General features: G+C 69.4%; 15 protein-coding genes. 3 read left to right on the forward strand and 12 right to left on the reverse strand.

What is annotated here, in order from left to right:
* Positions 1–31: 31 nt before the first annotated feature.
* The 6 genes from M8859_RS01285 to mqo form a co-directional block, all read right to left on the reverse strand.
* The gene (locus tag M8859_RS01285; protein ID WP_195070477.1) at positions 32–400 is read right to left on the reverse strand and encodes a cobalamin biosynthesis protein; all 369 of its coding nucleotides are present in this window, start codon (positions 398–400) and stop codon (positions 32–34) included.
* Positions 387–1919 carry a cobyrinic acid a,c-diamide synthase CobB gene (locus M8859_RS01290; protein WP_249643615.1) on the reverse strand — a complete coding sequence of 511 codons (1533 nt, stop codon included), beginning with the start codon at positions 1917–1919 and terminating at the stop codon, positions 387–389. The genes M8859_RS01285 and M8859_RS01290 overlap by 14 nt, the downstream gene beginning before the upstream one ends.
* A 91-nt stretch (positions 1920–2010) precedes the next feature.
* The gene (gene cobO, locus M8859_RS01295) at positions 2011–2625 is read right to left on the reverse strand and encodes a cob(I)yrinic acid a,c-diamide adenosyltransferase (protein ID WP_159919800.1); all 615 of its coding nucleotides are present in this window, start codon (positions 2623–2625) and stop codon (positions 2011–2013) included.
* 228 nt (positions 2626–2853) lie between these two features.
* On the reverse strand, positions 2854–4854 hold the full coding sequence (locus tag M8859_RS01300; protein ID WP_249643696.1) for a VWA domain-containing protein: 2001 nt from the start codon (positions 4852–4854) through the stop codon (positions 2854–2856).
* A gap of 159 nt (positions 4855–5013) precedes the next feature.
* Positions 5014–5469: a GNAT family N-acetyltransferase gene (locus M8859_RS01305; RefSeq protein WP_039799420.1), complete on the reverse strand. Its 456-nt coding sequence runs from the start codon at positions 5467–5469 to the stop codon at positions 5014–5016.
* Positions 5470–5488: 19 nt separating this feature from the next.
* The gene (gene mqo, locus M8859_RS01310; RefSeq protein WP_159919804.1) at positions 5489–7003 is read right to left on the reverse strand and encodes a malate dehydrogenase (quinone); all 1515 of its coding nucleotides are present in this window, start codon (positions 7001–7003) and stop codon (positions 5489–5491) included.
* Positions 7004–7301: 298 nt separating this feature from the next.
* Here mqo and M8859_RS01315 point away from each other — a divergent pair, with 298 nt between their 5' ends.
* Positions 7302–8372, forward strand: a complete 1071-nt coding sequence (locus M8859_RS01315; RefSeq protein ID WP_249643616.1) for an alpha/beta hydrolase — start codon at positions 7302–7304, stop codon at positions 8370–8372.
* Here the strand turns inward: M8859_RS01315 and M8859_RS01320 are convergent.
* From M8859_RS01320 to map, 5 genes are all read right to left on the reverse strand, one after another.
* Positions 8352–8915 carry an alpha/beta hydrolase gene (locus tag M8859_RS01320; protein WP_159919808.1) on the reverse strand — a complete coding sequence of 188 codons (564 nt, stop codon included), beginning with the start codon at positions 8913–8915 and terminating at the stop codon, positions 8352–8354. The two genes, M8859_RS01315 and M8859_RS01320, sit on opposite strands and share 21 nt — an antisense overlap.
* A 55-nt stretch (positions 8916–8970) precedes the next feature.
* Entirely contained in the window at positions 8971–9363 is a 393-nt protein-coding gene (locus M8859_RS01325; protein ID WP_159919810.1) for a type II toxin-antitoxin system VapC family toxin, read from the reverse strand.
* Positions 9360–9647 carry an AbrB/MazE/SpoVT family DNA-binding domain-containing protein gene (locus M8859_RS01330; RefSeq protein ID WP_249643617.1) on the reverse strand — a complete coding sequence of 96 codons (288 nt, stop codon included), beginning with the start codon at positions 9645–9647 and terminating at the stop codon, positions 9360–9362. The genes M8859_RS01325 and M8859_RS01330 overlap by 4 nt, the downstream gene beginning before the upstream one ends.
* A gap of 88 nt (positions 9648–9735) precedes the next feature.
* Positions 9736–11274 carry a cobyric acid synthase gene (locus M8859_RS01335; protein WP_159920300.1) on the reverse strand — a complete coding sequence of 513 codons (1539 nt, stop codon included), beginning with the start codon at positions 11272–11274 and terminating at the stop codon, positions 9736–9738.
* Between the two features lie 41 nt (positions 11275–11315).
* Positions 11316–12179 (reverse strand): type I methionyl aminopeptidase, encoded by an 864-nt coding sequence (gene map / locus M8859_RS01340; protein WP_159919812.1) that lies wholly within the window; start codon positions 12177–12179, stop codon positions 11316–11318.
* A 118-nt stretch (positions 12180–12297) separates the two neighbouring features.
* Between map and M8859_RS01345 the strand changes: the two genes are divergently transcribed.
* A complete protein-coding gene (locus M8859_RS01345; RefSeq protein ID WP_159919814.1) occupies positions 12298–13308 on the forward strand; it encodes an LLM class flavin-dependent oxidoreductase in 1011 nt (336 codons plus the stop codon).
* Positions 13309–13362: 54 nt separating this feature from the next.
* A complete protein-coding gene (locus M8859_RS01350) occupies positions 13363–13971 on the forward strand; it encodes a DUF4126 domain-containing protein (protein WP_159919816.1) in 609 nt (202 codons plus the stop codon).
* A 195-nt stretch (positions 13972–14166) separates the two neighbouring features.
* Here M8859_RS01350 and M8859_RS01355 read toward each other — a convergent pair whose 3' ends face one another.
* Entirely contained in the window at positions 14167–14610 is a 444-nt protein-coding gene (locus M8859_RS01355) for a DUF4254 domain-containing protein (RefSeq protein WP_249643618.1), read from the reverse strand.
* Positions 14611–14732: the final 122 nt, after the last annotated feature.

Consider the following 14732-nt stretch of genomic DNA (forward strand, 5'->3'; position numbering starts at 1 on the left):
TTCGGTGGTTGTTCCCGGTCGATCGTAATATCTATCCGTGGTGCAGCGCCGCCGCCAGCACCACGCCCCGCACAACGCGTTTGGGCAGCACCAGCGGCCCACCGTCAGAAGCCAGCAGGGCAGCGGCTTCGGCGACACTCGCCGTCCCCACGGCCGAGCGCGTCCGGCTTCCTGGATTGGGCACGACGACCGCGGACAGTTCAGCGGCGGAATAAGACCGCAGCGGTACCCCCAGCTCGGCGGCGACCGCGCGCAAGCCGGGCTCGGCGCCGCGCTGAGCGAGCGTGGCCAGACACGCGATCCGGTGATCGCCCGCCGCCTCGCGCAATGCGGCACGGATCGTGTCGGCCGGTGTGCGCGGCCGCAACCCGATGCCGACGACGAACTCAGCCGAGAGCACGAGAACTCGCGAATTCCGCGGCGGCGGTGACGAATCGAGCTACCGCTTCGGGATATCCGGCCGGGTGCGTATGCAGATATGACGCGTGCACATTCCGGACCAGCGCCCCTTCCCGCGCAGGCTCTCCCGTCGCACCGCGCCAGCCCCACGCCGGATCCCGTGGCGGCTCGGAGACCAGTCGCGTGCGGTGGAATTCATGTCCACGAACGCGTTCCCCTGCCCGCCACAACGGCGAGTCGGCCAACGCGACGGCGTCCCGGTAACCGAGTGTCAGGTGCGGCCCGAACGCGGCGTCGGCGTCCACCACCCCGGCCATCGGGTGCCCGTCCAGCGACCGGGTCAGATACAACAGTCCGGCGCATTCGGCGTGCACCGGCATGCCGTGCCGGACGGCGTCGGCCACCCCCCGCAGCAGACCGGAGTTCGCGGCCAGCTCCGCGGCGTGCTCCTCGGGAAAACCGCCCGGAAGCACCAGTCCGGCGGCGCCGGTGGGCAATTCGTCGTGCAGCGGATCGAACACCGCCACGTGCGCTCCCGCCGCCACCAGCAGCTCACGATGTTCGGCATAACCGAACGTGAAGGCCGGGCCACCGGCCATGGCGATCAGGGGGCCGTCCCGCCCGGCGAGCGGATCACGAACGCTTTCGTCGGCGGGCCGTGACGCACCGCCAGGCAGCGTCCCGGCGGTACCGCACGAGTCACCGCCGAGGAGCGTCGCGACGCGCGTATCCGAATCAGCGAGGAGCGGCCCGGTGGATGCATCGTGGCTACCTTCCGGACCACGCACGGCGGTGGCGGGATCCCACGCGGGCCCGGTGACCGACGAGCGAGCGAGTGCCGCGATGGCGGACAGGTCCACGTGCGCGGCGACCAGGTCGGTCATCGCCACCACCGCCGCCGTCGCGGCCGAACCGTGTTCCACGGCCGGAATCAGGCCCAGATGCCGGGAGGGGACCTCCAGTTCGGCCAGGCGCGGCAGCGACCCGAGCACCGGCAGCCCGACCCGGTCGCAGGCCGCGCGCAGCACCTGGTCGTGCCGCTCGCTGCCGACCCGGTTCAAGATCACCCCACCCAGCCGGACGCCGCTGTCGAAGGTGGCGAATCCGTGCAACAGCGCCGCCAGGCTCTGGCTGTGGCCGCGCGCGTCCACCACCAGCACCACCGGGGCGCCGAGCAGGCCCGCGACTTGCGCCGTCGATCCCTCGGCCACCGGGCCGGAGTACCGCTCATCGATCCGGCCGTCGAACAGCCCCATCACGCCCTCGACCACCGCCAGATCGCATCCCCGCGCGCCGTGCCGGTACAGCGGGGCGACACGATCCGCACCCACCAACACCGGATCCAGGTTTCTCCCCGGCCGCCCCGCCGCCAACCCGTGATATCCCGGATCGATGTAATCCGGCCCCACTTTGAACGGCGCCACCCGATGCCCCACCCGCCGCAGCGCCCCCACCAACCCGGTCGCAACGGTCGTCTTCCCGCTCCCCGACGCCGGCGCCGCCACCACCACGGCCCTCATCGCAGCCCCCGCTGCGCGAGTGGCACTCCACCGTGGGGGCATCCGGCGACTCGTCCCGGCGATGTGCCACTCGGCGGGGAGGGTGGGACGGCTACCATTCGATGCCTCGCTGGCCTTTGCGGCCCGCGTCCATGGGGTGTTTGAGTTTGGTCATTTCCGTTACCAGGTCGGCGGCTTCGAGCAGTGGTTGCGGGGCGTCGCGGCCGGTGATGACGACGTGCTGGTTGCCGGGGCGGTCGCGGAGGGTGTCGACGACTTCGGCGACGTCCACCCAGCCCCATTTCAGGGGATAGGTGAATTCGTCGAGGACGTAGAAGCGGTGCTGCTGAGCCCGCAGGCGGCGGGCGATCTCCTGCCAACCGGCCAGGGCGGCCGCTGCATGGTCGGACTCGTCGCCCTGCTTGCGGGTCCAGGACCAGCCCTCGCCCATCTTGTGCCACTCGACCGGCCCGCCCGCTCCGGTCTGCTCGTGCAGCGTGCCGAGGGCACGGAAGGCCGCCTCCTCCCCCACTTTCCACTTGGCGCTTTTCACGAACTGGAACACCGCGACGTCGAAGCCTTGGTTCCAGGCCCGCAACGCCATCCCGAACGCCGCGGTCGACTTGCCTTTACCCGGCCCGGTGTGCACCGCGAGCACCGGCTGATTGCGCCGCTGCCGCGTGGTCAGCCCGTCGTCGGGAACGGTCTCCGGAACACCCTTGGGCATCGAATCTCCTTAGCTTGTCCTCGGATCACCACGATCCGATCCGCACTCGACTCCGCGTCCAGACAGCGAGCGCACGGGTTTCCCCGTCCGGCGCCGGTGTCGGGCCATTGCCGGGCACGCCGTCGCGAGACATCCGCGCGGAGCCGGCGCCGCCGACCGGGCGGATCGCGCAGTCCCCGGCGAGAAGCCGAGCGGCGCGCGCCGTTCGACGGTGACTCTCCCGGTTGCTCAAGCCGCCCGCACCGAGGTACCGCTCGGGGACCCGGAACTCGCCCGGACGAGGTCCGCGACCGAATCGCCGGTGAGCTCGGCCAGCTTCAGATAGTTTCCCCGCAGGTCACGGGCCAGATCCGCGGCAAGGCCGAGGCGGATCATGCCGCGTTCGCAGTCGACCACGATCGAGGTGACCGCGTCCCTGGCGAGCAATGCCGCGGCGGCTCGGGCGCGGGGAACCGGATCGACGCCGCCGGTGGCGCGACCGTCGGTGAGCAGCACCAGCATCGGCCTGCGGCGCGGATCGCGCACACGCTCGCGCAGCACGACCTCGCGTGCCTTCACCAAGCCCGCCGCCAACGGCGTCTTCCCGCCCGTGCGCATCCCGGACAACCGGCGCACCGCGATGTCGACCGACGACGTGGGCGGCAGCACGAGTTCGGCCTGCGCGCCGCGCACGGTGACGACGGCGACCTTGTCGCGGCGCTGGTAGGCGTCCCGCAGCAGGGTGACCACCGCGCCGGTGACGGCCGACAGCCGGTCGCGGGCGGCCATGGAACCAGACGCGTCGACCACGAACACGACCAGGTTGCCTTCTCGCCCTTCCCGATACGCGCCACGCAGATCGGCGGCGGCCAGCCGCAACGGCCCGTCGCCGCGGCCACGGGAACGTTGATGCGGCGCGGCCGCGAAGACAGTGCCGAGCAGATGCAGGCCCGAAGAGGTATCGGCTCTGGAGCGCACCACTCGCCCGTGCCGCGATTCCGCGCGGGAGCGGCGCCCGGGAGCGCCTTCGCCGACGCCGGGAACCTCCCACCGTGGTGTTCGCGCGGCGGCGGAAACCGGTGCGCCGCTGCGTCCTTCACGTGCTCCTCCGCCCGGCCCCTCGGGCGGGGACGGGTCTTCGGGGCCACCGTCCGGGTCGTCGCCGGAAGTGCCGCCCGAATCCGCGTCGTCGGCTGTCGCGCCGTCCGGCTCCCCGGCATCCTGGGGCGTCCGGTCCGGCTCGGCCGTCTGCTCGGCGCGCTGCGCCTGCGCCGCGGCGTCACGCATGGCGTCGTCCAGCTGCTGCTCGCTGATGCCGGGCTCGTCGAACGGATCGCGCCTGCGCCGGTGCGGCAACGCCAGTTCGGCGGCCACCCGTACGTCGTCCTCGGTCACCGCGTCGGCGCCGCGCCAGGCGGCATGCGCGGTCGCGGCGCGTGCGACGACCAGATCGGCGCGCATCCCGTCGACGTCGAACGCGGCGCACAGCGCGGCGATCCGGCGCAGTTCCACGTCGTCGAGCGTCACTGGGCCCACCCGGTCGCGGGCGGCGAGGATTCTTTCGGCCACCTCGTGGTCGGCCTCGGCGTACCGGGCCGCGAAACCGGCCGGGTCGGCCTCGTAGTCCAGCCTGCGGCGCACCACGGCCATGCGCACGTCCACATCCCGCGAGGCGACCACGTCGACGGTCAGCCCGAACCGGTCCAGCAGCTGCGGACGCAGTTCGCCTTCCTCCGGGTTCATGGTGCCGACCAGCACGAAACGCGCCGGATGCGAGTGTGAGACGCCGTCGCGTTCGATATGCACCCGGCCCATCGCCGCGGCGTCCAGCAGCACGTCCACCAGATGGTCGTGCAGCAGGTTGACCTCGTCCACGTAGAGCACCCCGTGATGGGCGGCGGCCAGCAGACCGGGACGGAAGGCCTGCTCCCCGTCGCGCAGCACCCGTTCCAGGTCCAGCGAGCCGACCACGCGATCCTCGGTCGCGCCCACCGGCAACTCCACCAGCCGGGCGGGCCGCGCCCCGGTCTCGTCCACCACCGGCGGCAGCAGCTGGGCCAGCGCGCGCACCACGGTCGACTTCGCGGTGCCCTTCTCGCCGCGCACGAGGACGCCGCCGATCCCCGGATGCACCGCGCAGAGGATCAACGCCAGTTGCAGCCGTTCCTGCCCGACCACCGCCGAGAAGGGGAATCCCACCTCACCGTCCGCTCCGGAACGCGTGCGGCTGTGCTGGTCGGACGTCGGCACTGTTTCGGCATGGGACACGGACACGCCCCAACTCTAAGCGCGCCGCCTCACCCGTCCGCCAGTGCCCTTCGATTCAGAACCGATGCGGACAGGCCGCCGAAAACGCCGCACCCGCCCCGGAGATGCCCGGAGCGGGTGCGAACGGCGGTGGGACGACGATCACTCCCCGCCCCTGCGCATGGGCACATGGGGGATACCGTCCTCTTCGAATTCCGGCCCGTCGACCTTGAAGCCGTGCTTGGTGTACAGGTCGATCAGGTAGCTCTGGGCGCTCAGCCGGACCGTGGCCGAACCGACCTCGGCCAGCGCCGCCTGCAGCAGTCGCGTGGTGTATCCGTGCCCACGGGCGGGCGCCGCGGTGCAGAGCCTGCCGATGCGGAAGCTCTTCACCCCGTCCCGGTGCTCCTCACACAGCCGCAGCGTGGCGATGACCTCACCCTCGTCGTCGAGCCAGAAGTGCCTGGTCTCGGGAAGCAGGTCCTTGCCGTCCAGTTCGGGATAGGCGCACTTCTGTTCGACGACGAAGACTTCGACGCGAAGTTTCAACAGCTGGTAGAGCGTCGCGGTATCGAGATCCTGCGCCCAGGAGCGTTTCAGAGCAACCGTTGACATCATCGCGCCTTGCTATCACAACTCAGGCGTTCGCCGCGACCCCTGTGTGCCGAGGCGTGTTGTCACCGCCGTCGACGAGGTTGAGCGCTTTGGAGGTCCAATCCCACACTTCGTGGAACAGAGCGGGGTTGTCGGAGAGCTTCACGCCCAGCGAAGGCACCATCTCCTTCAGCTTCGGCGTCCACTCGGCGTACTCCTGCGGGAAGCAGCGCTGCAAGACGTCCAGCATGGCGGTGACGCAGGTGGAGGCGCCCGGGGAGGCGCCGAGCAGCCCGGCGATCGTGCCGTCCTGCGCGGCGATCACGGCGGTGCCGAACTCGAGCACGCCGCCCACGCCCTTGCGGCGGATCACCTGCACGCGCTGGCCCGCGGTGATCAGCTCCCAGTCCTTGCCCGCGGCCCGCGGGATGAACTCCGACAGCGTGGTCACCTTGCCGGTCTCGGACTTCAGCAGCTCGCTGATCAGGTACTTGGTGAGACCGAGCTCGGTGACGCCGACGCCGAGCAGCGAGAAGATGTTGTTCGGCCGCACCGACTTGAACAGGTCGGTGTTCTTGCCGTCCTTGAGGAACTTCGGCGTCCAGCCAGCGTACGGGCCGAACAGCAGGCCGGGCTTGCCCTTGATCACGCGCGTGTCCAGGTGCGGCACCGACATCGGCGGTGCGCCGACCGCGGCCTTGCCGTACACCTTGGCCTCGTGCTGGTGGATCAGCGCCGGGTTGACGCAGCGGAAGAACTGACCGCTGACCGGGAACCCGCCGAATCCCTTGGCCTCCTTGATGTTCGCCTTCTGCAGCAGCGGCAGCGCGCCGCCGCCCGCGCCGACGAACACGAATTTGCTGATCAGCCTGCGGGTTTGGCGGGTGCGGACGTTGCGCACGGTGATCAGCCAGGATCCGTCGGACTGCTTGGACAGGTCGCGCACCTCGTGCCCGAAGGCCAAGTCCACGCCAGAGGCGCCGAGATAGGCCAGCAGTTCCTGGGTGAGCGCGCCGAAATCGATGTCGGTGCCGCCGTCGGTCCAGTTCAGCGCGATCGGGTCGGAGAAGTCGCGCCCACGCGCCATCAGCGGCAGGCGCCGGGTGAACTCGTCGGGGCTGTCGATGTACTCCATGCCCTCGAACAGCGGGTGCGGGGCCAGCGCTTCGTACCGCTTGCGCAGGTAGTCCACGTTGTCGGCGCCGTGCACGAAGCTGACGTGCGGGATCGGGTTGATGAAGGCGGATGGATCGGCGAGGATGCCGTTCTCCACGCCGTAGGACCAGAACTGGCGGGAGACCTGGAAGCGCTCGTTGATGTCGACGGCCTTGGTGATGTCCACCGAGCCGTCGGGCTGCTGCGGGCTGTAGTTCAGTTCGCAGAGGGCGGAGTGCCCGGTGCCCGCGTTGTTCCACGGATCGCTGCTCTCCGCGGCGGCGGCGTCGAGCCGCTCGAACAGGGAGATCGACCAGTCCGGCTGCAGCTGCCGCAGCAGCGCGCCGAGAGTGGCACTCATGATTCCGGCACCGATGAGTACTACATCGGTCTTTTCAGTCATGGCAGCGTTCGGCACGGGTAGATCGACTTCCTTGTCCTTCTGCGCGGGTCCACCGGCGGGTGGACCAGCCTGGGCACGGTGTGGTTGTGGCTCGGTTCCGGCGTCCACCGGCCCCGAACGGCATGGCGGGAATTAGGTTACCCGCCGTTCACCTAAGCCCAATTGTGCACCTCACCACGCTGCGGCCCGGTAGCGAGCCCGAGGAATGTGCCGAATGCGACAGAGATCGTCGTCACTTCGGCGGCGGGGAGACGGTCGTGGCCTGTGAGCGGTTGACAGCGTCCAATAGATTGGTCGCGTGACGAACGAACAGTCGCTTGCCGAGCCGGTCAGCACCTCTCCGGATGGCGGGGGCTGGCGCCCCGACGTCCTAGGCCCGCACTACCAGCAGCGCACGCTGCCCCTGGGGCCCGATCCCGACGGCGAAGGCGAGGTGGTCGCCACGCTGGTGCGTTACGTGCCCAATGGCGCCGTCGAGCAGACCGCTGGGGCGGTGCTCTACGTCCATGGCTTCACCGATTACTTCTTCCAAGAGCATCTCGCCGAGCACTTCACCGCGCGAGGCTTCCAGTTCTACGCGCTCGACCTGCGTAAGTGTGGTCGCTCGCTGCGCGAGGGACACACCCCGCACTATGTGACGGATCTCGCTTTCTACGACCGCGAGCTCGCGGAGTCGCTGCGGATCATCCGGGCCGAGACCGGCGCGCCCGTAGTGCTCAACGCTCACTCCACCGGCGGTCTGGTCGTGTCGCTGTGGCTGGATCGGCTCAACCGTGCCCGGGGCACGGCGGCCGCGGGCATCACCGGCGTCGTGCTCAACAGCCCGTGGTTCGACCTGCAGGGTCCCGCGTACTACCGGACGATCGGCACGCCGATCATCAAAGCGGTCGGGCGGTTCCGGAAGATGGTCCGGTTGCCGGGCGCGAAGATCAGCACCTACGGCGACAGCCTGCACCACTCGGTGTCCGGCGAGTGGAACTACAACTTGGACTGGAAGCCGTTGGAGGGCTTCCCGGTTCGGCTCGGCTGGCTGCGCGCGATCCGCAACGGCCACGCCCAGCTGCACCAGGGCCTCGACATCGGGGTGCCTTCGCTGATTCTGCGCTCTCGGATGACGAAGTTCGCCCGGCAGTACGGTCCCGCCGTGGACGTGGCCGACGCCGTGCTCGACGTCAAGCAGATCCAGCGCTGGTCGGGCTGCCTGGGCGACCGCACCAACATGGTGCCGATCGACGGCGCCAGGCACGACGTGTTCTTGTCCGGCCCCGAACCGCTGGCCCAGGCGTTCGCCGAGCTCGACAGCTGGCTCGACTGGCTCGCGGGCTACCAGGCCCCGGCGGGCGCGAACTCACCAGAGGCTGGTGCGTAGCACGATCTCGGTGGCCAGCTCGTGGTCGGCTTCGGTGGCCACGTTGGTCACGTCGACCTCGACCACCCGGAACTCGCCGTAGACGAATCGCCCGGACCTGTCGGCCACCGAGCGCGGGAGATTCTTGGTGACCAACAGCGTGGTCGGCACTTCGACCGGGCCGATGGTCGCGTCCCGCACCGCGCCGTCGGCGCCCGGTGCTGCCGGGTGGCCGTGATCGGCCACTACCAGACTCTGGAAGCGGCCGAATCCGCGCGCGCACGCCTGCCAGGCCAGTACCGCGCCCGCGCCGCGCCCGGCCAGGTTGACCCACGGCAACCCCAGTTCGTTCAGGATCGCGGTCACACCCGCCGCATCGAGATCGTGGATCGACTCCACGGCGTAGGTGCGCAGATCCGAGGTGTGCAGGCGCGCGCACACCTGATCGAAGACGTCCGCCGAGTCACCCGCGTCGGGCAGCAGCAGCACGCTGTGCCTGGATTCCGGTCCGTCGATCCGCACGGTCCACGCCCGGTCACCGACCGTGATCTGCCGAGATTCCATGCCGAATCACGCTACACGGATCACGCCACCGCAGCGGTGGGTCGGGGGGCCGGGTTCAGGCGAGCAGGCGCATCCCGGCCCGCTCACCCGCGTTGTGATCGAAGGTGACCGTCAGGTCGCATCCGGCCTCCTGGCCGAGTTGCTGGATCAGCGCGTCGGCGAAGTCCGCGCCGTCGGCGGCCCGGCGCAGCGCCTGACGCACGGTGTCGGCGCGCTCGACCACGATTTCGCTGGAGTCGAGCAGTCCGAGCAGGACGTCGGTGACGGCCTCCGGGTCCTGCTTGTACCCGCGGCGCAGCACCCAGTGGATCTCGGCGAGCACGATCATCGTGACGTAACCGGGTTTGCTCTCGCTGAGCCCGTCGATCACCTGATTGGCCCGGGCGGATTGCTCCGGGTCGTCCTGGGTGAGGTAGCGAATCAGCACATTCGCGTCCAAGCCGATCATCGCGCCTTGCCTTCCACGACGTTGCCCGCGATGGCCTCGTTCATCTCGGCCAGGCCGATCTGCGAGCCGGACCAGCCCACGATGCCCTTGAGCGCCTTGATCGTGCGGGTTTCCGGCACCAATTCGTAGGTGCCGTCCGGTGTCGGCACGAACGCGACCCGCACGCCCGTGCGCAAGCCCATCGCCACGCGCACGTCGATCGGGATGGTGATCTGTCCCTTACTGGTCACCGTCGCCGACACCACATTGCCCCCTCGGCTGCCCGGCCTCTTCTCCGCCGCCATCGTCCTCACACCCGACCGTGCTCGATCAGCCCAGATCTTACCTGGCGCCGAATTCCTTACTGCAAGGTAAGGCGCTGGGTGGCTCGCGTCAACCGATACGGTCGCGCGCGAGGACCGCCTCAGTGGCCAGGACGGGCAGACCGGCGGGCGCACCCTCGGCCATCAGGCGCTCGAGCGCGGTGAGGTCGAGGTGGGCTTCCATCAGGTCGGCCAGCAGATCCAGCTGTGCGGCACGCACTCCCGCGACCGAGACATCCTCGGCCACAACGAAACCCGACCGGCCCGCCGACGCGGCGACCGCGCGGAGCCAGCCGCGGCGGAACTCGTCGGACTCCAGCAGTCCGTGCAGGTGCGTGCCCCACACCGTGCCACGCACACTGCCCTCGGACTCTCCGTCGACGGTGAGCCACGCCGGGTCGCCGCGGTGGGTGACACGGCCGTGATGGATTTCGTAGCCGCGCACCACGAGTCCCGCGGCGTGCCCTTCGGTGCGGCGCAACACCTTCGACTCGGCGAATTCGACGGTCAGATCCAGCAACCCGAGGCCGTCGACCACGCCGGCGCCGGACTCGACGCGGTCGACAATGCGGCTACCGAGCATCTGATATCCGCCGCAGACGCCCAGGATCGGTCCGCCCGCCGTGGCGCGCGCCCGCAGAGCGTCGGCGATGCCGGTACGCCGCAACCACCGCAGATCCGACACCGTCGCCTTGCTGCCGGGCAGCACCACCAGATCGGCGTCCGCCAGCCGGGACGGCTCGCTCACCCAGCGCACCGCGACGCCGGGCTCGCAGGCCAGCGCCTCGACGTCGGTGGAGTTGGAGATGCGCGGGAGCCGGATCGCGGCGACGGTCAGCCATTCCGCGCCCACCGGCGGACGGGGACGGCCGACCGGCGCGTCGGCGAGGGTGCCCAGCGAGTCCTCCGCGTCGATCCAGAGGTCCTCGGCATACGGGAGCACACCCAGAGTGGGGCGGCCGGTGAGTTCGGTGAGGCGCTCCAGCCCCGGCCGCAGCAGCTCCACCGCGCCGCGGAACTTGTTGACGATGAAACCGGAGATCAATTGCTGGTCTTCCGGTTCCAGAATGGCGACGGTGCCGAACAGGTGGGCGAGCACGCCTCCGCGGTCGATGTCCCCGACGAGCAGCACCGGCAGGCCCGCGGCCCGCGCGAGACCCATGTTCGCCAGGTCGGTCGCGCGCAGGTTGATCTCGGCGGGCGATCCGGCGCCCTCACAGACGACCACGTCGAAGTCGGCGCGCAGCGCGGCGAGTTCGGCGGCCACTACGCCGCGCAACTCCTGGCGATGCCGGAAGTAGTCCTCAGCCCCGACGGTGCCGATCGCCCGCCCCCGCACGACCAGTTGGGACCGCCGGTCGCTGCCCGGCTTGAGCAGGACGGGATTGAACCGCACGCTCGGCTCCAACCCGCACGCCTGGGCTTGCAACGCCTGCGCCCGCCCGATCTCCCCGCCGTCGAGGGTGACCACGGAGTTGTTGGACATGTTCTGCGCCTTGAACGGCGCGACGCGCACGCCGCGCCGAGCCAGCATCCGGCAGATCCCGGCCACGACGACGCTCTTACCCGCATCCGAGGTCGTGCCCGCGACCAGCAGTGCGCCCTTCATCACGGCCGAATCCTCCGGTGTGCGACCGGCCAGGCCGTCCGTCACGGGAGGGTCAGTATCTCGGCCCCCGACTCGGTGACGACCAACGTGTGCTCGAACTGCGCGGTCCACTTGCGATCCTTGGTGACCACGGTCCAGCCGTCGTCCCAGATCTCGTAGTCGATGCCGCCGAGGTTGATCATCGGCTCGATGGTGAACGTCATGCCCGGTTCGATGATGGTCTCCACCGCGGGCTGGTCGTAGTGCAGCACGACCAGACCGCTGTGGAACGTCGGGCCGACACCGTGGCCGGTGAAGTCGCGCACCACGCCGTAGCCGAAACGGTTGGCGTAGGACTCGATGACGCGGCCGATCACGTTCAGCGCCCGGCCCGGCCGTACCGCCTTGATGGCCCGCATGGTGGCCTCTTCGGTCCGCTCGACCAGCAGGCGCACCTCCTCCTCGACATCACCGGCGAGGAAGGTCTTGTTGGTGTCGCCGTGCACCCCGTCGATGTAGGCGGTGACGTCGATGTTGACGATGTCGCCGTCCTCGATCACGGTCGAGTCCGGGATGCCGTGGCAGATGACCTCGTTCAGCGAGGTGCAGCACGACTTCGGGAAACCCTTGTACCCCAGGGTCGACGGGTACGCCCCGTGGTCGCACATGTACTCGTGCGCGATGCGGTCGAGCTCGTCGGTGGTGACGCCGGGGGCGACCGCCTTACCCGCCTCTTCCAGCGCCTGCGCGGCGATCTTGCCCGCGATCCGCATCTTCTCGATCGTCTCCGCGGTCTGCACCCACGGCTCGCGTCCCTCGTTGGCGGTCTTCTTCCACGCGTATTCCGGGCGCTCGATGGTGCGCGGGACTTCACGGGTGGGCGACAACGTGCCGGGAACGAGCGGCTTGCGAGTGCGGACAGACATAGCGAACAGCGTAATCGGACGACCGCGCCGATGCCGAGAGCCAGGCGGAATAGTTTCGGACCACGGTCCGTTTCGTAAATGGTTGACATTGAAACCAGTCAGGAAGGAGGCTCGTGCCGTGGAATTGGGACTCACGACCTTCGCCGAGCTCTATCCCGTCGGCGACCGGCCCGCGCCGACCGCGGCCGAGCGGCTGCGCCAGGTCGTCGCGGAAGCCGTCACCACCGAGCGGGCGGGTCTCGACGTCTACGGCGTCGGCGAGCATCACCGCAGAGACTTCGCCGCCTCCGCCCCCGCGGTGGTACTCGCGGCCATCGCGGCGCGCACCGAACGCATCCGGCTGACCAGTGCGGTCAGCGTGCTGAGCTCCGACGATCCGGTCCGGGTGTACCAGGATTTCGCGACGCTGGACGGCTTGTCCGCCGGCCGCGCCGAGCTGATGGCCGGACGCGGTTCGTTCACCGAGTCGTTCCCGCTGTTCGGTTACGACCTGGCGGACTACGACGAACTGTTCGAGGAGAAGCTGGCGCTGCTACTGCGCCTGCGCCAGGACGAGCCGGTGACCTGGAGCGGCAAGTTCCGGCCGCCGCTGCGCGACGCGGTCGTGTACCCGCGCACCGACCACCGACCGCTGCCGGTCTGGATCGCGGTGGGCGGTAGCCCGGAGTCGGTGATCCGCGCCGGACTGCTCGGGCTTCCACTGGCCATCGCGATCATCGGCGGACAGCCTGCCCGGTTCAAGCCTCTGGTCGAGCTCTACCATCGCGCTCTGGAACAGGGCGGCCATTCCGAGCAGCCGGTGGCGGTGCACGCGCACGGGTACGTCGCCGACACCGACGAGCAAGCCGTCGCCGACTTCTACGAGCCGTACGCGCTGGCGATGAGCGTCATCGGACGCGAGCGCGGCTGGGGTCCGATGACGCGCACGCAGTTCGACGGATTGCGCTCGCCGGAGGGCTCGCTGTTCGTCGGCTCACCCGACTACGTCGCCGAGAAGATCGCCGCCGTCGGCCGCACGCTGGGGCTGGACCGTTTCATGCTGCACACCAGCGTCGGCACTCTGCCGCACGAAAAGGTCCTGCGCACTATCGACCTGCTCGGTGAGAAGGTCGCCCCGCAGGTGCGCTGAGCCGGTCGCGCGGACGACAGCTCCTGTGTCGGTGGATCGCCCTACCATGGGCGCGTGTCCGCACTACCTCTCATCTTCACCGCGGGCTGGGCCAGCGGCGTGAACGCCTATGCGGTGGTCCTGCTCCTCGGACTCTTCGGCCGTTTCGGATTCGCGGATTCGGTGCCGGATGCGTTGCAGCGCACCGATGTCCTGATCGCGGCCGCGGTGTTGTTCCTGCTCGAGGCCGTGGCGGACAAGATCCCGTATCTCGACTCGTTCTGGGACGCGGTGCACACGGTGGTGCGGCCGGTCGCGGGGGCCGTGGTGGCGGCGTTGCTGGCCGGGCAGGACGGATCGCTCCCCGAACTCGCAGCGGGCGCGGTCGGGGGTGTGGCCGCGCTGGTGAGCCACCTGGTGAAGGCGGGAACGCGGATGGCCGTCAACACCTCTCCCGAGCCCGCCAGCAACATCGTGGTCAGCACCGCCGAGGACGTGACCGTCGCGGGCGTGATCACCCTCGCCGTCTTCCACCCGGTGGCCGCGGCGGTGGTCGCGGCGGTCCTGCTCGTCATCGGGGTGACGCTGGTGTACTTCTTCGCGAGCCGGATTCGCCGCTTCCGCAAGCAACGGCGTGCCCGCCGGGCGGCACGCAGAGGTCAGCCCACACTAGTTGCGGAATAATTGCCACATAGCGGAATCGGTACGGGCGTGCCGCGCCAGTCGACCACGCGGCACGCCGGGCGGGGCGCCCCATTGCGCCCGCCGTCACTGTGCCGGCGACGCTGTTGCCCGGATGGAGCCACTGGTCGGATGACTCGGCACCGGGACGTCACCACTCGGACGAGACCACCGTCGCGACGAGCTGGTTGTTCGAGCTCATTGCTCGGGCAAACGGCGGCGGCCACCGGCCACGTCGGTTACCAGATCAGTGTATCCGTCGACCAGTTCGGCGAGTTGATACCAGTGTTTATGGGTATTGTCGCTGCGCCCGCCCTCGGTGTGGATGACCTGATTCGCGTCCACCCAGCTGCGCGCCATACGATCCACTACGGAACCGAGACTTTCGGTGTGCAGCGAGGACCCGTTGCGATGCTGCGGGATCTCCTGCGCGACCCAGTCGTTGATCTCGTCGACGAGTTCGCGGCGCCTGCAGTCGATTTCGGCGACGAGTGCGGCGTCCACCACCTGCGCGCGACGCTGGTGCAACTCGGCGAGTGCGTGCGCGGACCGTAGTAGTTCCCGGTCTTGGAAACGACGTCCTTGGAAAGCGCACAGCAATTGCGGGGCGGTCGGTAAGACGCCGACTGTCGGCGCGCTCACCGCCGCACTCCGAGTTCTCCCGACACCAACGCTTCTTGTACCAACATAATTGGCTCTCGATTCCGTTATCCCGGTCATCGGATCGTTGTCACAACTAGGCTAGCTGGATCATGCACGTACAG

It is taken from the genome of Nocardia sputi (assembly GCF_023501985.1).

Excerpts from the sequence above, each read along its gene's own strand:
- M8859_RS01290 (WP_249643615.1), bottom strand. The coding sequence starts at position 1,919 with ATGAGGGCCGTGGTGGTGGCGGCGCCGGCGTCGGGGAGCGGGAAGACG.
- cobO (WP_159919800.1), bottom strand. The coding sequence starts at position 2,625 with ATGCCCAAGGGTGTTCCGGAGACCGTTCCCGACGACGGGCTGACCACG.
- M8859_RS01305 (WP_039799420.1), bottom strand. The coding sequence starts at position 5,469 with ATGATGTCAACGGTTGCTCTGAAACGCTCCTGGGCGCAGGATCTCGAT.
- mqo (WP_159919804.1), bottom strand. The coding sequence starts at position 7,003 with ATGACTGAAAAGACCGATGTAGTACTCATCGGTGCCGGAATCATGAGT.
- M8859_RS01320 (WP_159919808.1), bottom strand. The coding sequence starts at position 8,915 with ATGGAATCTCGGCAGATCACGGTCGGTGACCGGGCGTGGACCGTGCGG.
- M8859_RS01325 (WP_159919810.1), bottom strand. The coding sequence starts at position 9,363 with ATGATCGGCTTGGACGCGAATGTGCTGATTCGCTACCTCACCCAGGAC.
- M8859_RS01330 (WP_249643617.1), bottom strand. The coding sequence starts at position 9,647 with ATGGCGGCGGAGAAGAGGCCGGGCAGCCGAGGGGGCAATGTGGTGTCG.
- M8859_RS01335 (WP_159920300.1), bottom strand. The coding sequence starts at position 11,274 with ATGAAGGGCGCACTGCTGGTCGCGGGCACGACCTCGGATGCGGGTAAG.
- map (WP_159919812.1), bottom strand. The coding sequence starts at position 12,179 with ATGTCTGTCCGCACTCGCAAGCCGCTCGTTCCCGGCACGTTGTCGCCC.